The sequence below is a fragment of the Psychrobacillus sp. OK028 genome (genome assembly GCF_900103605.1).
Classification (GTDB): Bacteria; Bacillota; Bacilli; order Bacillales_A; family Planococcaceae; genus Psychrobacillus.
Genome location: NZ_FNHY01000004.1, coordinates 35418 through 52775 on the forward strand (window position 1 = coordinate 35418; position 17358 = coordinate 52775).

The 17358-nt window shown below is 38.9% G+C and carries 22 protein-coding genes; 1 reads left to right on the top strand and 21 read right to left on the bottom strand.

Going from position 1 to position 17358, the window contains the following annotated elements:
- Positions 1-75: 75 nt before the first annotated feature.
- Complete coding sequence (locus BLR36_RS08335) at positions 76-471, bottom strand: single-stranded DNA-binding protein (protein WP_093061292.1); 396 nt, start codon at positions 469-471, stop codon at positions 76-78.
- Between the two features lie 257 nt (positions 472-728).
- Between BLR36_RS08335 and BLR36_RS08340 the strand changes: the two genes are divergently transcribed.
- The gene (locus tag BLR36_RS08340) at positions 729-1157 is read left to right on the top strand and encodes a YwpF family protein (protein ID WP_093061293.1); all 429 of its coding nucleotides are present in this window, start codon (positions 729-731) and stop codon (positions 1155-1157) included.
- A gap of 407 nt (positions 1158-1564) precedes the next feature.
- On the opposite strand, the gene BLR36_RS08345 is transcribed toward BLR36_RS08340, so the two are convergent.
- The 20 genes from BLR36_RS08345 to atpB all read right to left on the bottom strand — a co-directional run bounded on the left by BLR36_RS08345 (position 1565) and on the right by atpB (position 17351).
- On the bottom strand, positions 1565-1906 hold the full coding sequence (locus BLR36_RS08345; protein ID WP_093061294.1) for a hypothetical protein: 342 nt from the start codon (positions 1904-1906) through the stop codon (positions 1565-1567).
- Positions 1907-1994: 88 nt separating this feature from the next.
- Complete coding sequence (locus tag BLR36_RS08350; protein WP_093061295.1) at positions 1995-2384, bottom strand: hypothetical protein; 390 nt, start codon at positions 2382-2384, stop codon at positions 1995-1997.
- Positions 2385-2475: 91 nt separating this feature from the next.
- Entirely contained in the window at positions 2476-2913 is a 438-nt protein-coding gene (gene fabZ / locus BLR36_RS08355) for a 3-hydroxyacyl-ACP dehydratase FabZ (RefSeq protein WP_093061296.1), read from the bottom strand.
- 24 nt (positions 2914-2937) lie between these two features.
- Positions 2938-3216, bottom strand: coding sequence for a DNA-directed RNA polymerase subunit beta (locus BLR36_RS08360; RefSeq protein ID WP_093061297.1), 279 nt, complete (start codon positions 3214-3216; stop codon positions 2938-2940).
- A gap of 24 nt (positions 3217-3240) precedes the next feature.
- Positions 3241-4080 (bottom strand): flagellar hook-basal body protein, encoded by an 840-nt coding sequence (locus tag BLR36_RS08365; protein ID WP_093061298.1) that lies wholly within the window; start codon positions 4078-4080, stop codon positions 3241-3243.
- 45 nt (positions 4081-4125) lie between these two features.
- Complete coding sequence (locus BLR36_RS08370; protein WP_093061299.1) at positions 4126-4965, bottom strand: flagellar hook-basal body protein; 840 nt, start codon at positions 4963-4965, stop codon at positions 4126-4128.
- A 66-nt stretch (positions 4966-5031) separates the two neighbouring features.
- The gene (locus BLR36_RS08375) at positions 5032-6024 is read right to left on the bottom strand and encodes a rod shape-determining protein (RefSeq protein WP_093061300.1); all 993 of its coding nucleotides are present in this window, start codon (positions 6022-6024) and stop codon (positions 5032-5034) included.
- 211 nt (positions 6025-6235) lie between these two features.
- Entirely contained in the window at positions 6236-6511 is a 276-nt protein-coding gene (locus BLR36_RS08380; RefSeq protein WP_093061301.1) for a sporulation transcriptional regulator SpoIIID, read from the bottom strand.
- A 68-nt stretch (positions 6512-6579) separates the two neighbouring features.
- A complete protein-coding gene (locus BLR36_RS08385) occupies positions 6580-7242 on the bottom strand; it encodes a M23 family metallopeptidase (protein WP_093061302.1) in 663 nt (220 codons plus the stop codon).
- A 31-nt stretch (positions 7243-7273) separates the two neighbouring features.
- On the bottom strand, positions 7274-8215 hold the full coding sequence (gene spoIID / locus BLR36_RS08390) for a stage II sporulation protein D (RefSeq protein ID WP_093061303.1): 942 nt from the start codon (positions 8213-8215) through the stop codon (positions 7274-7276).
- A 541-nt stretch (positions 8216-8756) separates the two neighbouring features.
- A complete protein-coding gene (murA, locus tag BLR36_RS08395; protein ID WP_093061304.1) occupies positions 8757-10052 on the bottom strand; it encodes a UDP-N-acetylglucosamine 1-carboxyvinyltransferase in 1296 nt (431 codons plus the stop codon).
- Between the two features lie 318 nt (positions 10053-10370).
- Positions 10371-10607 (bottom strand): DUF1146 family protein, encoded by a 237-nt coding sequence (locus tag BLR36_RS08400; protein ID WP_093061305.1) that lies wholly within the window; start codon positions 10605-10607, stop codon positions 10371-10373.
- 222 nt (positions 10608-10829) lie between these two features.
- On the bottom strand, positions 10830-11234 hold the full coding sequence (locus BLR36_RS08405; RefSeq protein WP_093061306.1) for a F0F1 ATP synthase subunit epsilon: 405 nt from the start codon (positions 11232-11234) through the stop codon (positions 10830-10832).
- A gap of 24 nt (positions 11235-11258) precedes the next feature.
- Positions 11259-12674 (bottom strand): F0F1 ATP synthase subunit beta, encoded by a 1416-nt coding sequence (atpD, locus tag BLR36_RS08410; RefSeq protein ID WP_093061307.1) that lies wholly within the window; start codon positions 12672-12674, stop codon positions 11259-11261.
- Between the two features lie 34 nt (positions 12675-12708).
- Entirely contained in the window at positions 12709-13569 is an 861-nt protein-coding gene (locus tag BLR36_RS08415) for a F0F1 ATP synthase subunit gamma (RefSeq protein WP_093061308.1), read from the bottom strand.
- A gap of 44 nt (positions 13570-13613) precedes the next feature.
- Positions 13614-15122: a F0F1 ATP synthase subunit alpha gene (atpA, locus tag BLR36_RS08420; RefSeq protein WP_093061309.1), complete on the bottom strand. Its 1509-nt coding sequence runs from the start codon at positions 15120-15122 to the stop codon at positions 13614-13616.
- Positions 15123-15149: 27 nt separating this feature from the next.
- Positions 15150-15686, bottom strand: a complete 537-nt coding sequence (locus tag BLR36_RS08425; protein WP_093061310.1) for a F0F1 ATP synthase subunit delta — start codon at positions 15684-15686, stop codon at positions 15150-15152.
- The gene (atpF, locus tag BLR36_RS08430) at positions 15683-16207 is read right to left on the bottom strand and encodes a F0F1 ATP synthase subunit B (protein ID WP_093061311.1); all 525 of its coding nucleotides are present in this window, start codon (positions 16205-16207) and stop codon (positions 15683-15685) included. Before atpF ends, BLR36_RS08425 begins: the two co-directional genes overlap by 4 nt.
- Positions 16208-16349: 142 nt before the next feature.
- Positions 16350-16574, bottom strand: a complete 225-nt coding sequence (gene atpE, locus BLR36_RS08435) for a F0F1 ATP synthase subunit C (RefSeq protein WP_053590520.1) — start codon at positions 16572-16574, stop codon at positions 16350-16352.
- A gap of 63 nt (positions 16575-16637) precedes the next feature.
- The gene (gene atpB, locus BLR36_RS08440; protein ID WP_093061312.1) at positions 16638-17351 is read right to left on the bottom strand and encodes a F0F1 ATP synthase subunit A; all 714 of its coding nucleotides are present in this window, start codon (positions 17349-17351) and stop codon (positions 16638-16640) included.
- Between the last annotated feature and the right edge of the window lie 7 nt (positions 17352-17358).

Sequence of the window (17358 nt, forward strand, 5' to 3'; positions counted from 1 at the left end):
CCCTGACCAAGAAAATTTTTGGTCAGGGCTTTCTCTTTTGATAATCATTGAATAAGATTGCGGTCTTTTCAATCATTAAACTGGTAGTTGGTTTGGTGGTATTACCGGAAATTCAAAATCACTCTCATTATTCTTATGTTGCTGTTGTTCCGCTTCCTCACCTCGCTTCTTTGTTGCTAAAAATCGTATGTCCTCCACAACTATTTCTGTTACGAAAACCCTCGCTCCTGCTTCTTTTTCATACGATCTTGTATTAAGTCTGCCTGTTATCCCGACAAGAGACCCTTTACCACAATATTTGACGGTTGTTTCAGCGAGCTTTCCCCAAATCGTGCATAACACAAAGTCCGCTTCGTCATTTTTATAGCTTTTATTCACCGCGACTACAAAATTCGTTTGCATTCTCCCCTCAGAAAAATGCTTTAATTGTGGAGATTTCGTCATACGTCCGATTATCGAAACAGTGTTCAATCTGTCACCTCCTTTAGCTTCATTAGCCCTATCATACTGATGAGACAAACTGTTGGCAAAAGCTCACAATTCCATTTCGAAGCCATTTTCCCGCTCAAAATTAAATTTCTGAAGCACAATTTCTTTTAACCTCCCTCTATAACAGCCTTTTAAATTTTCAAAAATGCTATTTTTGTAGTTTGTACTAATATTTTTTCCACTGTACTTGCTATGCTATAATGGAAACTAATTAATGCTTTTCTAAAGGGGATTTGTGCATGAAAACGTTCAAAATGATTTCAGTTAGCATTGTTTCTGACCAAGAAGAAATGCCAATTAACATTGAAGACGGTATCGTAATTAACCAAGAAAATTCAAGTCGTTCTTGGATTTTAGAACTTTTTACCGATCAAAAATACGAAACTTACTTTAATGAATTAAAAAAATCCAATGATGTATATGATGTAAAAGTTATTATCTCTTATCCAGAAAACGAACCTGCTCATTTTGAAGTGGTAACCTATTCGGTGAAACAAATTGGGGATCATCTTTCCGTCCTACTCAAAGGTACATTGAAACGAGCAAGAAGAAAATATGCAGAATCATTGCTAGCCGAGTTGATCGAAGATGGTTTAACTGGCGAAAAATTGCTTGCTAAATTTGAAAGTGATATGAAGATACGCCCTGCTTTGCGAAAGGATCAATAGTGAGGTATCCCTGTGATTTATTTTGCAGGGTTTTTTTGTTGGGGAAAAATCATTCTGTACAAGTCGAATATCATTTTACTAGCGGTCAGGTGGCCGTTACTCGCTTTCGTGAGGCGGTTACTCTCGGAACTGCTATATTTACTCGCTTTCCCGTAACTTTTACTCTCGGAACGGGATATTTATCCATTTCGATAGAGGTTGATCCAATTTTTTTAGGAGTTATCATCTCTGGTTTTTGTCGGTTACTCATGCTATTGAGTTGGGTACTTTCGTGGTTCAGTCGTTACTCTCGCTTCGGCGATGTTAACTTGCTCTCCAGTGCCTTTTACACGCGGAAAGGAGGAATTTTTTAGCCTAAAAAAATGCTGACCCTAATTTTTAGGAGTCAGCATTTTTTTGTTCAACAATTATTTAATATTGTTTTTGTCTTTTATTAAGTGGTCATTGTTATTATTAACTCCGTCATTTGGTACGTTGCCATTGCCATTATTAATGGTTCCGTTATCGTTAATTCCATTGTTCATTGTTCCATCGTTAATTGTACCATCATTGATCGTTCCATCGTTTAATGTTCCATTTCCACGGCCGTTGTCCATCCCGTTGTTTCTATTCGGCGATGGTGTATTTATATCGTTACGTACATCCTCCATCGGGGTCTCATTGTTGTTAGGAATCGCATTGTCACGATTATTACACCCGACCAATAATAACGAACTTAGAGCTACAGCGGGAACGACTTTTTTCCACATAAAATAATTCCTCCTTTCTTGTTATCGTCGTCACTTTTTTGTGACTTACGATAGGTTATCCAAGAAAAAAGGAACTATCCTATGGCAACTATGCCTGTTTTTGCATTTCTTTTAGAAGCGATTCAACGTATAATGCTTCTGCTTTACAGCCATATTTATATTGGGTACCTAATTTGTCTTGCATAATTTCAATTGACGCAATTAAGTCTTCGTTCACTGGCTCTGATAAAATCTTCTCTATAGAAGCGTTTATTTTTAGCGCTATTTCTTCATGGAATTCTGGACTTTCTTTTATCTCTTTTGGTACTTTTTCAAACCAAGTGGCAGATTCGACAATGTATAATTGCCAACTCTTTACAAAGTCTTCAATATTAAAAAGTTCTTCATCCCAACTAATATTGGTCATATATATTTCAAATGCCTTAGTTATGGATCTGGTAATACTACTTTTAATACCTGACGATAACTCATTATACATGAAGTATAAAACCTCCTACATTAATACAACGCCTAACTATTTCTAAATAATTTAACTTATTTTATAAGATATAACTACATATTGCAAATTATTACTTTTCCACAACAGGTCCAAGTGCAAACAGTATATCTGCTTCACATACTAATTCTCCATCTACTGTTGCGATTCCGTGACCTTTTCCCATTGCTCCACGAAGCTTTGTCAATTCAACCTCTAGTTTCAATTGGTCTCCTGGCTTTACTTGTCGTTTAAAACGACAATTATCAATTCCGGTAAAGAATGCGAGTCTTCCTTTGTTTTCTGGAATTTGAAGGACAGCGACAGCTCCGATTTGAGCAAGAGCCTCTACGATAAGTACGCCGGGCATTACTGGATATCCTGGAAAATGACCATTGAAGAATTCTTCGTTAATCGTTACATTTTTTAATCCTACCGCGCGCTTTCCTTCTTCAACTTCTAGAATTTTATCTATCATAAGAAATGGATAACGATGCGGTAAAATTGCTTGAATTTGCTCTGTTGTTAACATAGAATCATCCTCCAAAAATCTTTATTACTTGCCATCTTTAATATCAATTATATGCTGGTATGTATCCCATTTTAATGCGTCCTTTGGTTCACCATCACCTAGAACGCCATAACCAAACATTAGTCCTGTTATTGCTGCTCCAGCTAAGATTAGAATTACGAGTAGTATGCGCAACCATATAGGAAACATGCGGATTTGAACCCACCTTGTTGTTCCCGTCTGTTGCGCTTGTTCGTGTGCCTTTTCTTGTTCTTTTTCTAATCTTCGCTGTTGTCTAGCAGAAATTTTACTTTCTTCTGTCATAAACACAACTCCTTACACGCATAATTATCGAATGCCATTAATAAGTCCCAGCATTTGGTCCGCAATAGTGATGGAACGGGCATTGAACTGATAAGAACGTTGCGCTGTCATAAGATCAGTCATTTCTTTCGATGTATCTACGTTCGATAATTCTAACATACCATTTGCAATAGCTATTTCACCACGGTTTGCACCTTGTAAATCTGTCATAATATCCTCTGCGTTTAAACCTAATTGTTCCAGGTTATTTGGCATTGCAATATAAGTTGCAGATAAATGAACCATCGCATTCGGCTTTTGTAGCACTGATACCGCTAATTCCCGTTGCTGTGTAGTACCATTTGGATATGTAGCCGTTAAAATTCCTGTTTCATTTACACTGAAATCCGTTACACCATCAGGAATAGTAATTGCTAGTCCGTCAGCATCAGCCACAGGATAACCGTCCCCATTCACGAGCATAAGCTGACCATTTTCCATCGGAGTAACATAAAAGGCTCCTTGACGGGTATATGCTGTTTGCTGTCCACCTTCACCATTTGGCATAAGCACATTAAAATATTGCTTTGGTTCTTGAAAAGCGAAGTCTAAATTACGATCTGTTGATTGGAGACTACCTTGCTTCCAGTTCATTTGGGTTTGTGCAAGTGCTGCACCAACGCCATAGCGAATCCCAGTAGGTGAATCTCGTTCTACACGATCTAATTTATCATTATTATATTGTTGATATAATAATTCTTGGAACTTTGCATCCTTTGCTTTGTAGCCATGCGTACTTGTATTAGAAAGGTTGTTCCCAATAATATCTATTTGACTTTGCAGTTGCGACATCGTATTCGTCGCTGTAATCATCGTGCGTAGCATTTTCAGCCTACCTCTTTTCATTGTTAAAGCTTTTTTAAAGCTCTCTTAATTCACACGGCCTACTTCGTTAACAGCTTTGTCCATACTTCTATCGTATGCTTGCAGTACTTTTTGGTTTGCTTCAAATGCGCGATAAGCAGTTAACATATCTGTCATTGTTCTAGCTGGATCCACATTCGAACCTTCCATATACCCCTGTTGCATCGAGAAAGAAATATTATCTATATTATAGGCAGATGGTAGTTCAGTTCCATCGACTGTTCTGTATAAACCGTTATCCTGCTTGATAAGAGTGTTAGGCTGTGCAGAGAATGATACACCAATTCGTGCTACTGCAGCATTGTCTACTAAGATCTGACCACTTGAATCTACTTGGAAATCATCATTTTGTAGCTGGATCGGTTGCCCTTCCGAATCAAGTACATACAAACCTTGTGGATTTGTTAAAAATCCTGAACCATCTAACGTAAAATTCGAATTTCGAGTGTAAGCTTCTCCTTCAGTTGGATGCTGTAAACGATAGAATACTGCTCCCGTTTGTCCTGTTTCTTCATCAACTGGTAGTGAGCCATCGATTAATGCTATATCTGTATTCAAATCTGTTTGGATGATTTGTCCCTGTGTCATTAATGCCATTGTTTCTTGCATGTATACACCTGTACTAATTGCTCCAACTTCAGAAGCATACTTGCCGGTAATCGGATCCTTTGTAGGAATTTGAGTAGGTCCTAGTCTAGACAATAACATGTCTGGGAAAGAACGAATAGTCGATTGATCCGCTTTGAATCCCGGTGTATTGGCATTGGCCATATTATTAGTTAGTATTTCTGTTCTACGCTGTTGTGCAATCATTCCGGATGCAACTGTAGTAAATCCGCGAAACATAAGAAAGCCTCCACTCTGCAAACGAAGTATACGAAAGCAATTTAGTGCTCCGCAGCCAGTTTGCATTTATCTTCGTGATATTTTGTCAATATTGTCTAACATTATCCCTGTTCCTATTGCGACACAATTCATCGGGTATTCAGCTATTAATACAGGAACTTTTAACTCTTCCATTAACAAATGGTCCATACCGTGTAAAAGTGCTCCGCCTCCTGTTATAATAACTCCGCGATCAATAATATCTGCAGATAACTCAGGTGGTGTTTTTTCTAACACATTCTTTGCAGCTTGGACAATACCCAAAACGGATTCTTTCAATGCTTTTTCAATTTCTTCCGATTTAATCGTTATTGTTCTAGGAAGCCCTGTGACCATGTCTCGCCCACGAATATCCATTTCCTCGTGACGACTATCTGGAAAAACAGTACCTACCGATATTTTTATATTTTCAGCAGTACGTTCACCGATTAGAAGTTTGTACTCTTTTTTAATATACTGAAGAATGTCATTGTCAAAAACATCTCCTGCAATTTTAATCGATTCACTTGTTACGATATCGCCCATGGAAAGTACTGCAACATCTGTTGTACCTCCACCTATATCGACAACCATGTTACCACTTGGTTGGAAGATATCCATTCCTGCGCCGATTGCTGCAACTTTTGGCTCTTCCTCCAAATAAACTTTCTTCCCGCCAGACTTCTCCGCAGCTTCGCGTATTGCCTTTTGTTCAACACTAGTAATATTTGTAGGACAGCAGATTAAGATACGTGGCTTTGATAGAAATCCTTTGACATTTAATTTATTGATAAAATGTCTAAGCATTGCTTCTGTCACATCAAAATCAGCAATTACGCCATCTTTAAGTGGGCGAATTGCTATAATATTCCCTGGAGTTCTACCGACCATTTGTCTTGCTTCTTCTCCAACAGCCAGTACTTTTTTGGTATTTCTATCTATAGCAACGACAGAGGGTTCGTTTAAAACAATCCCTTTTCCTTTTACATGTATTAATACATTGGCTGTACCTAAATCAATTCCAATATCCTTTGCAAACATTACTGATGTTTCTCCTTCCCAACTAAACCCATTATGTATATTGATCAATACGTCTCTAACTTTAAATTTTATCATAGTTTTACTAGAATTACACTTTATTTAACAATATTATTTGTGAAAAAATGGCATAATACTCGTGTCTAAATAACTACTAGTTGAATAGGGGGCTAAGACTATGGGTCATTTAATCAAAAGAAAAAGCCGTGATTAATTACTCATCACGACCTCTTCTATCTTCTTTTTTCGTTTTCCACTTTCTTTTTGTCGCTTCTCCACCTCGTAAATGCCTGACCGATTTATGATACGCTAAAATTTCTTTTACCTCTTTTGCCAGCTGTGGATCTACTAAGTGGAGTCTTTCCGTCAAATCCTTATGCACAGTGCTTTTGGAATGACCGGTTGTGCTTGCGATCGCACGGACAGTTTTTTTGGTCTCAAGGACCATTTCACCTAAACGTATGCATCTATGACGAATCGTTTCGTGCACTAACTCTTCCTTTCGTTAGTAAAGGAACACTTTCCATCAATTTATGCATACGCCTTAGCTATTATGAATTAAAATGCTAGTAATGTCTCTGGATTTACTAAAACACCATCTTGCAGTACTTCAAACTGAAGATGTACACCCGCTGTTGGGTTCCATTCATTTTCAGCTGCTGTAGCAAGTGAATCACCTTGTTCTACAACGTCTCCAGCTTTTACTAGAATACCAGTGACAGAGCGATATTTGGTTACCATACCATTTGCATGTGACAAGACGATTTCATCTCCAACAAATGGGTCTAAATTGACTTCTTCTACTTTTCCACTCATTGCTGCAACTACTTCAAACGGCTCACTATTCATAGATAGAGATACTCCAGTATTCATCACATAAGTTTGATTGAATACTACTAACGACTGTTCACGAGTCGCCTCAGGTGCTTCCATATCGTAATAATGCTGTACGATTTCCACGCTGTCTAGCAGAGTCTCTTTAAATGGATATTTCATCGATTCTGCTTGTGCATTTGTTTCAATCGTAACTGAATTAGGGTCTTTGTTTGCTTCTGTCCATTCTGAATCCTTTACAGAATCATCCGTGACATACACATTGTAACCCCAAATCATTCCTACAAAAGCTACCGAAAAACCTGCATAAACTAGTGGCCAAAACCACGGCTTTTTCGGGTTATTTTTCTTCTTCTGAGAAGTATTGTTCTTTTGTTCTTCTCTCATTTTCATCACCTCTATTTGCATTGTTTGCAAATCAAGGAGATTTTAAACATGGTGAAAATTTTTTTATTTCTGTACCTTTATAGTAGTGGAGTAAAATGTCTTGCGCCAATACAGAATCGTTGGCGAGTACCTCTGCGCCGTACTGACTCATTCCTACTCCGTGTCCGTATCCAACAGTATCTACTACTACTTTATCAGATTGAAACGTTATCGTGAAATCAGTAGACGGTAGACCTAATAGTGTACGAACTTCCCGGCCTGTCCACGATTTTCCATTCATATGGATCGATTCAACTCGGTCCGTATCAGTCTTTGTTACTTGATAAGTTTTAGGTATGTTTGCATTCCATTTCATTTTAAAAGCTTTTGACCATTCTGCGTGTGTGAATTCAAACTGTTTGGTCCTATTAGGAGCATACAGTTCCTCCGATTCGCTTGGAACAGATACTAAATAGGGAATCACATTTCCACTATAATTTTCTGCACTTTCTGTCTGACCGTTACTGGAGGAAAAGAACATCGCTGTGATTAGTTGATCTTTGTAGACAATAATATTTCCTTCTGTCTCCGCGATGACCTTTTTTAGCTTGTCCTCATATTGACTAAAGGAAGCCCCCCATTTTTTCTTCCGATCTTCTTCACTCGCATATACCTGTTTCAGTACAGTTGGATCAATTGGTTTTTGTCCATAATTCGTATCTCTAAGTACATATGTCCTGGACGCTATGGATTGGGCTTTTAATGCCTCTTCATGAAACGTAGCTGGCATTTCTGCTGCCACAACTCCAAGTATATAGCTTTCTAGCGGAATTTTCTCCTTAACCCCTTTCACTTCGATTAGTATTGGACATGCAATTTCAAGTTCAGAAGTTGGTGGTAGTACTGTTTTTTCATGTGATTTTTCTTTTATTAATAAAAAGGGCAAAAACAAGAGGGCTAGGCATAAGATTATAAAGAGTATGTTTTGTTTCATAGAAATACTATATGCTCGGTTTTGGAGAGTGATGAATCTATTTTAATATATTTGAACTTTGATAAATTACAAATATTTAGAGACTCAAACAGTAAAACAGAGAGAGCTGCTTTGCAAGAGAGATTGCTACCTATACGAGAGCAATTCGATTCTATAGGAGAAACCGGGCTTTACGAGAGAAATCCGAGACAATCCGAGAGAGGTTGCTGCCTTCACTACAGCGATTCGATTCTATAAGAGAGAGATCGGGCTTTACGAGAGAAATCCGAGACAATCCGAGAGAGGTTACTACCTATACGAGAGAGATAAGGCTTTGCTAGAGCGATCGGGCTCTATCTGAAAGAAATCGGGCTTTGCGAGAGAAATCCAGCTCTTTCCGAGAGAGATTGCTGCCTTTACGAGAGCAATCCGATGAAATCCGAGACAATCCGAGAGAGGTTGCTGCCTATACGAGAGAGATTGGGCTATATGAGAGCATTCTAGTAAACATACACAAAAAAGCACTACACGAGCATAAAAGTGTAGTGCTTTACATATGGTATTATACCAATTGTATTTCTTTTTCAGCTGACTCGCTGCCAATACGTTCGATATCTGCGCCAAGTGCTGCAAGTTTTTTGTCGAAATCAACATATCCTCTATCCAAGTGATAGAGCTCTGTAACGCGTGTGATTCCTTCTGCGACTAAACCTGCGATGATAAGTGCCGCTGCCGCTCTTAAGTCGGTTGCTGCAACTTCTGCACCTTGTAGGTCAGATGGTGACTCCATAATAACAGAACGGCCTTCGATTTTCATGTTGCCATTCATTCTGCGGAATTCTTCCACGTGCATGAAACGATTTTCGAATACTGTTTCTGTTATGATGCCAGTTCCGTGAGCAGTCATCATTAATGCCATCATTTGAGATTGCATATCTGTTGGAAAACCTGGGTGTGGCATCGTTTTGATATCGATAGATTTTAAATTACCTTCAGAGCGTACACGAAGACCCTGTTCCTCTTCCGTAATTTCAATGCCCATTTCTTGCATTTTAGATATAAGAGCTGTCATATGTTCAGGTACTGCATTTTCAATAAGGACATTGCCTTTTGTAATTGCTGCAGCTACCATGAATGTTCCAGCTTCAATACGATCTGGGATGATATGGTGTTCAGTGCCGTGTAATTCTTCTACACCTTCAATGCGAATAGTGTCGGTTCCTGCACCTTTGACCTTACCGCCCATTTCGTTGATGAAGTTAGCTAAATCGACAATTTCCGGTTCTTTCGCAGCATTTTCGATTATAGTTGTGCCTTCCGCCAATGCAGCAGCTGTCATAATATTTTCAGTTGCTCCTACGCTTGGAACATCCAAATAAATTTTAGCGCCTTTTAGACGACCAGTTGTCTTTGCTTCAACAAATCCGTGTCCAAAGGAAATTTCTGCACCCATTGCTTCAAAACCTTTTAAATGCTGATCGATAGGACGTGATCCTATTGCACAGCCTCCTGGTAGAGCTACGCGAGCAAAACCATTACGCGCTAAGATTGGACCCATGACAAGAATAGATGCACGCATTTTACGCACATACTCGAATTGAGCTTCGCTAGATAATTTTTTTTGCGAATCAATGATTACTTCATTCTTTTCTGGGCTATAACTAACTTCTGTATTTAAACTTTTCAATACTTCATTTATTGTCAAAACATCTGCAAGTGTCGGTACATCTTTAATAACGTTTTTGCCTTTAGTCGCAAGTAGAGCTGCAGCTAATACTGGTAATACTGCATTTTTTGCACCTTCTACTCGTACTGTCCCGTTTAACGTTTGGCCACCTTTAACAACGATTTTGTCCACTACTTTCCCTCCGCGTTCATTATCCATTTGCTTTATATAAAAGAATACGTATGATGTCAATTTTAGGTATTCAAAACAATATTCATCATACAACGTAATTCGACTATATACAAGCATCTAAAACACTATTTTTGAAGACTTTTCATAAAATTTTCTTGTTTCTATTATACGTATTACCTAGTCTTTTCGTGTAGATAATTTTAAAATACCCACAGTGCAAATAGGTAAACCTCTTTAGCAAAAAATTTCCCAGGAAATACGTGAAGATTCTACATGCTCATACAAACTTTACTATAATTTGCATGAGCATATAGGATCTTACTCGAATAAAAAAGGAAGCTGGTTGGACCAACTTGTTAAATTCAAAAAAAAGTTTGCAACGATAGAGCCTATCATAATACTCGTTAAAATATAAAATAGTTGAGCTTGAAATACACTATTTTTCTTTATTATTTTGTCCAACATTAATGCCTGTAACGCATAGAAAGAAATACCAATAAAAAAGATATTTGCAAGTATTGCTATTAGTGCTTGTTCACTACTTAATAATCCCACTTATAGTCCTCCTATTCGAGACAATAATAAAAAGCAGACAGAATTTATCCTGCCCGCTTCCATTAAAATTAACATCGCCTAGGCATTAAGCTCAAAATTATGTAGGTAGGTTAACCTATTAAATTTTCATTTTGATAGGCAACTTTCTTCATCAAGCCATTACTAAGCATGATAAAATACCTTACATAATTTCTAGCTTCACCAGAGGCTTTAAGTATAAGCTTAAATATTACCCTCATGAACGTTGATACGATTCATCGCACGTTTCAATGCAAGTTCAGCACGGTTATGATCAACCGAGTCTTGTTTACTTTGAATACGTTCTTCTGCACGTTTCATCGCTTCTTTAGCACGAGCTAAATCGATACTGGAAGCAACTTCAGCAGATGTTGCAAGGATCGATACCTTTTCAGGTCGAACTTCTACAAATCCACTGCTTACTGCTACGTACTCTGTTTTTGCCTCTTTTTTCAATTTTATTGCACCTGTTACAAGTGGTGCAACCATTGGAATATGGCCAGGTAAAATACCGATTTCACCAGATGCTGTTTTTGCGATAATCATGTCTACTTCAGAATCGTATACCGGGCCGTCGGGAGTGACAATATTGACTGTAAGTGTCTTCATATTTTTACCTCCTGGTCCGATTTATTATACTTCTACGCCCATGCTTTTCGCTTTTTCTACAACTTCTTCAATGCGTCCAACTAAACGGAATGCATCTTCTGGTAAATGGTCATATTTTCCTTCAAGAATTTGTTTGAATCCTTCAACAGTTTCTTTAACTGGAACGTATGAACCTTTTTGACCTGTAAATTGTTCTGCAACATGGAAGTTTTGAGATAGGTAGAACTGAATACGACGCGCACGGTTAACCGTAAGCTTGTCTTCGTCTCCTAATTCATCCATACCTAAGATTGCGATAATATCTTGAAGCTCTCTATAGCGTTGTAAAGTATATTGCACTTGACGTGCTACTTCATAATGCTCTGGACCTACGATTTCTGGTGAAAGCGCACGTGAAGAAGAAGCTAAAGGATCAACCGCTGGGTAGATACCCATCTCAGATAATTTACGTTCTAAGTTTGTAGTCGCATCTAAGTGAGCGAAAGTTGTTGCTGGAGCTGGATCCGTATAGTCATCGGCTGGTACATAAATCGCTTGGATAGATGTAACTGAACCAGTGTTTGTTGACGTGATACGCTCTTGTAATTGACCCATTTCAGTAGCAAGTGTTGGTTGGTAACCAGCAGCTGACGGCATACGACCTAAAAGTGCTGATACCTCAGAACCTGCTTGCGTGAAACGGAAGATATTGTCGATGAATAGAAGTACGTCTGCACCTTGTTCATCACGGAAATATTCTGCCATTGTAAGACCCGTTAAAGCTACACGCATACGTGCACCAGGTGGCTCATTCATTTGACCGAATACCATTGCAGTTTTCTTAATAACGCCTGAATCACTCATCTCGTGGAATAAGTCATTTCCTTCACGCGTACGCTCTCCAACACCAGCGAATACAGAGATACCGCCGTGCTCTTGAGCAATGTTATTGATAAGTTCTTGGATAAGAACTGTTTTCCCTACTCCGGCACCACCGAATAGACCGATTTTACCACCTTTAATATAAGGAGCTAGTAGATCTACTACTTTGATACCTGTTTCAAGAATTTCAACTTCTGTTGAAAGGTTTTCAAACGTTGGAGCTTGACGGTGGATTGGATCACGACGATCTGCCACTGAAATTTCTTCTCCTAAGTCAATAACCTCACCTAGTACGTTGAATACACGTCCTAATGTTACATCACCAACTGGAACAGAAATTGCTGCACCAGCATCAAATACCTCTGTACCACGCTTAAGTCCGTCTGTAGATGACATTGCAATCGTACGAACAGAGTCATCTCCTAAGTGTAAAGCTACTTCTAACGTTAACGTTGTCGGTGCTTCATTTGGACGTTCAATCGCTACAGTTAGTGCATTATAGATAGCTGGTAAATGGCCGTTGTCAAACTTAACGTCAACAACTGGACCCATTACTTGTAGTACTTGTCCTTTGTTCACTACTGTTCCCTCCTGTCTTACTTTCTATCTTAAACTATTCTAAAGCCGCTGCACCGCCGACGATTTCCGTAATTTCTTGAGTAATCGCAGCTTGACGTGCTCGGTTATATACTAATGTTAAGTTACTAATCAAATCAGATGCGTTGTCTGTCGCGGATTTCATCGCTGACATACGCGAAGCATGTTCACTTGCTTTACCATCGAGTAATGCACCGAAAATTAGGCTTTCCGCATATTGAGGAAGTAACACTTCTAGAATTGCCTCACTTGAAGGTTCGAATTCATAAGAAGCAGTTGTGCCTTTTTCTACTGCAATATCCGTAAGTGGCAGTACCTTTTTCTCCGTTACTTCACTAGAGATGGCGCTGACAAAGTGGTTATAGTACATATAAAGTTCATCATATGTACCATCCGTGAACATACCAACAGCTCTGCGCGCAATTTCTTTAATATCAGAAAAAGCTGGTTGGTCAGGTAAACCTATAACTTCTCCAATTACATTAGAACCACGTTTTAAGAAGAAGTCACGTCCCATACGACCAATTGCCAGTACTACATACTCATCTTTTGAAGCGTGACGTTGTGCTATTGCATTAGCTACAGCACGAATAACATTACTGTTATAGGCTCCAGCTAATCCACGATCAGAAGTGATGACAAGATATGCAGTCTTTTTAACAGGACGGTGAGTTAACATTGGATGTCCACTATCACTAGTACCTGATGCAATTGCACCGACTACCTCTTGAATTTTACCCATGTAAGGAACAAATGCTTTCGCATTCTCCTCCGCACGGCTTAACTTAGAAGCAGAAACCATTTGCATAGCTTTTGTAATTTGGCTTGTTTTCTTAGTTGACGTAATTTTGCTTTTAATGTCGCGTAATGATGCCACTGGTATTTCACCACCTTATTGTTTTTTTCACATCGACAAAGATATTATTCAGATTTTGCGAAAGTTTTTTTGAATGCAGAAATAGCATTGTTCATATCTTCATCTGAAGGAAGAGCTTTAGTCGTGCGAATATGATCTAAAACATTTGTGTGGTTTGTATCTAACCAGCTACCTAATTCTGCTTCAAAGCGACTGATATCATTTACTGGAATATCATCTAAATGGCCACGTGTAAGAGCATATAAAATCATAACTTGTTTTTCTACTTTAATAGGAGAATTCAAGTCTTGTTTTAATACTTCTACTGTACGAACACCACGGTTAAGTTTCGCTTGAGTTGCAGCGTCAAGGTCTGAACCAAATTGAGCAAATGCTTCAAGCTCACGATATGCAGCTAAGTCAAGACGTAGTGTACCCGCAACACTCTTCATTGCTTTAATTTGAGCTGATCCACCTACACGGGATACGGATAAACCAGCGTTGATTGCTGGACGCACACCAGAGAAGAATAAATCAGATTGTAAGAAAATTTGACCATCTGTAATTGAGATTACGTTTGTTGGAATGTAAGCAGAAATATCTCCCGCTTGTGTTTCAACGAATGGTAATGCAGTGATTGAACCTGCACCTAAAGTTTCATTTAGCTTCGCAGCACGCTCAAGTAGACGGCTGTGTAAGTAGAATACATCCCCTGGATATGCTTCACGACCTGGAGGACGTTTAAGAAGTAATGAAAGTTCGCGGTATGCAGCTGCTTGTTTAGATAGATCATCATAAACAATTAGTACGTGCTTCCCTTCGAACATGAATTCTTCTGCCATAGTTACACCAGCGTAAGGCGCTAGGTATAATAATGGAGCTGGCGAAGATGCAGATGCTGTAACAACGATTGTGTAATCTAAAGCACCTTTTTTACGAAGTGTTTCTACTACGTTACGTACAGTCGATTCTTTTTGACCGATAGCAACATAGATACAAATCATATCTTGGTCTGCTTGGTTAAGGATTGTATCAATCGCAACAGATGTTTTACCTGTTTGACGGTCACCGATGATTAACTCACGTTGGCCACGTCCGATTGGTACAAGAGCGTCAATCGCTTTAATACCTGTTTGAAGTGGTTCATGTACAGATTTACGTGCCATAACCCCTTGTGCAGGACTTTCGATTGGACGAGATTTCGTAGTTGCAATAGGACCTTGTCCGTCAACTGGTTGGCCAAGTGGATTGACAACGCGGCCAATCAATTCTTTACCAACTGGAACTTCCATAATACGGCCTGTTCGACGTACTTCATCGCCTTCTTTGATGTCAGTGTATGGTCCAAGGATAACGATACCAACGTTGTTGGCTTCCAAGTTTTGTGCCATACCTAAAACACCAGTTGAGAATTCTAAAAGCTCTCCAGCCATGACATTGTCGAGGCCATGAGCACGCGCGATACCGTCACCAATCGTGATAACCGTACCAACGTCGCTAACTTTCATCTCAGATTCGTAATTCTCAATCTGCTGCTTAATCAAGACACTGATTTCTTCAGCTTTGATGCTCATGTATGTCACCTCTCATAATTCATAATATTAACCGATCAAGTTACGTTTTAAGCGATCTAACTTCGTGATTAGAGTGCTATCGTAAATGCGGTTTCCGATTTGTACACGCATACCACCAATAATAGATGGATCTACAATGTTTTGAATATTTAATGCTTGTTTACCAACGTTTTTAGCAAATGCAGTAGAGACGTTTGCACGTTCTTCCTCTGTAAGTGCACGTGTAGTATATACTTTCGCTTCTGCAACACCTTGTGCTTCATTCGAAAGGATCATAAATTCAGAAATTATGTCGGATACTTCTGCTAATCTCTTCTTATCAATAAGCACTAAAAGTGTATTGATAACAATTGGGTTCGCATTTGCAAAGATTTGACGTATTAACTCTCTTTTCTTGTCTAGAGATAGCTTTGGCGAAGTGAATAAAGTTTTCACATCTTTGTTGCCATTCCATACAACTTTAAGTTCACGTAAATCATTTTCGACAGCTTGTACTTCGTTTTTTTGTGTTGCTAGCTCGAACAACGAGATTGCGTAACGCTTAGCTACAGTTGAATTACTCACTTAACCTCGCCTGCCTTCGCAATCGTTGCCTCGATTAGCGCACGATTATCTTCTTCCGAAACTTCTTTTTCAAGAACTTTCGACGCCGCAAGTACTGAAAGTGAAACGACTTCTTCACGTACTGCTGCAATCGCTCTTTCTTTTTCTGTATCAATTTCACGGATAGCAGATTCTTTCAAACGAACAGCTTCTGCACGAGCAGTTGTGATAATTTCCTCACGAGATGCATCGCCTTGCTTTTTCGCATTTTCTACAATCGCTAAAGCTTCCGTACGTGCTTCTTTAAGTAAGTCACGTTGTTCTTCAAGTAAACGCTGTGATTCCCCACGGCTATTTTCAGCTGCTGCGATCTCACTTGCGATTAACTCTTCACGCTGAGTCATGATCCCCATAAGTGGACCCCAAGCTACTTTCTTCAATAGAACCATAAGTAAGATGAAGAAGAATAATGTAGCTAAAATATCCCAAACATTTAACCCATCATGGCCACTAGCACCAAGTACAAGGTAATCAAAAGACACGATTGTTTCACTCCTTTCAAACGCTAATAAGAGATCTTGCTTCTATTATTAAATAGTGTTCATTGTTTTCTAGTTCATATGTTGTGTACTTCATAAAGAGAATGGCGGATTAGGACCCGCCATTTATACTTGCTTGTACTTATTATTTGTTTAATACGATGAAAGCGATAACTGCTGCGATAATTGGAATCGCCTCAACTAATGCTACCCCGATGAACATAACTGTTTGTAAAGCTCCACGTGCTTCTGGTTGACGAGCGATACCTTCTACTGTTTTTGAAACGATTAAACCGTTACCAATACCTGCACCAAGTGCGCCTAAACCGATTGCTATAGCTGCTGCTAAAAGACCAACTGAACCTACCATTGTGTAATTTCCTCCTTGGAATGTTGTTTTTATTTTTTCTGTTTAAGAATCTAAACAGTTATATTAATGGTCTGCCGACACTTTGTGCGACATATAAACCATTGTTAACATAACGAAAATGAAAGCTTGGATACCACCGATAAATAGTGAGAATCCTTGCCAAGCCATTGCTGGAATGATTGCTCCAACAAAGCCGAATACTCCAGTTGTTGCTAAACCTGCGATAAGTCCTAAAAGAACCTCACCCGCATAGATGTTACCGTAAAGACGAAGACCGAGTGTCAACGTATTTGCGAATTCCTCGATAATTTTTAATGGGAATAAGAATGGCATTGGCTTTAAGTATGTATCTACTGCATAGCCCTTCATACCCTTCATCTTTATTCCATAATAGTGCGTTAAAATGATAACCATAACTGCTAATGTCATTGTAACTGTTGGATCTGCTGTCGGAGATTTCCACCATAGAACACCATCATAAGATATGGCGAATGGAAGACCTAATACGTTCGCTACTGCGATAAACATAAGTAGTGTTATTCCAAGAACATGGTATCGACCGCCAGTTTTCCAGTCAAAGTTACTTTTAATGATTCCTTTCACGAAGTCCATTATCCACTCCATGAAGTTTTGCATACCAGTTGGCTTCATCTTCAAGTTTCTAGTCGAGATAAAGGCGATCAAAAATACGACTAGTGTAGTCACTGCTAACATTAATATATTGGACCAGTTCCCTGTCATCCCTAGAAACTCAAATGTGGGATTTGCATGTTCCACGATTAAT

Bases quoted from the DNA above. Each gene is read 5' to 3' on its own strand.
- BLR36_RS08375 (WP_093061300.1), bottom strand. From the start codon at position 6,024: ATGTTTGCAAAGGATATTGGAATTGATTTAGGTACAGCCAATGTATTA.
- atpE (WP_053590520.1), bottom strand. From the start codon at position 16,574: ATGGTAGGTTCAGTTGGTCTTTTAGCAGCAGCTATAGCAATCGGTTTA.
- atpA (WP_093061309.1), bottom strand. From the start codon at position 15,122: ATGAGCATCAAAGCTGAAGAAATCAGTGTCTTGATTAAGCAGCAGATT.
- fabZ (WP_093061296.1), bottom strand. From the start codon at position 2,913: ATGTTAACAACAGAGCAAATTCAAGCAATTTTACCGCATCGTTATCCA.
- BLR36_RS08370 (WP_093061299.1), bottom strand. From the start codon at position 4,965: ATGTTTCGCGGATTTACTACAGTTGCATCCGGAATGATTGCACAACAG.
- spoIID (WP_093061303.1), bottom strand. From the start codon at position 8,215: ATGAAACAAAACATACTCTTTATAATCTTATGCCTAGCCCTCTTGTTT.
- BLR36_RS08365 (WP_093061298.1), bottom strand. From the start codon at position 4,080: ATGCTACGCACGATGATTACAGCGACGAATACGATGTCGCAACTGCAA.
- BLR36_RS08385 (WP_093061302.1), bottom strand. From the start codon at position 7,242: ATGAGAGAAGAACAAAAGAACAATACTTCTCAGAAGAAGAAAAATAAC.
- BLR36_RS08345 (WP_093061294.1), bottom strand. From the start codon at position 1,906: ATGTGGAAAAAAGTCGTTCCCGCTGTAGCTCTAAGTTCGTTATTATTG.
- BLR36_RS08360 (WP_093061297.1), bottom strand. From the start codon at position 3,216: ATGACAGAAGAAAGTAAAATTTCTGCTAGACAACAGCGAAGATTAGAA.
- BLR36_RS08405 (WP_093061306.1), bottom strand. From the start codon at position 11,234: ATGAAGACACTTACAGTCAATATTGTCACTCCCGACGGCCCGGTATAC.
- BLR36_RS08340 (WP_093061293.1), top strand. From the start codon at position 729: ATGAAAACGTTCAAAATGATTTCAGTTAGCATTGTTTCTGACCAAGAA.
- BLR36_RS08350 (WP_093061295.1), bottom strand. From the start codon at position 2,384: ATGTATAATGAGTTATCGTCAGGTATTAAAAGTAGTATTACCAGATCC.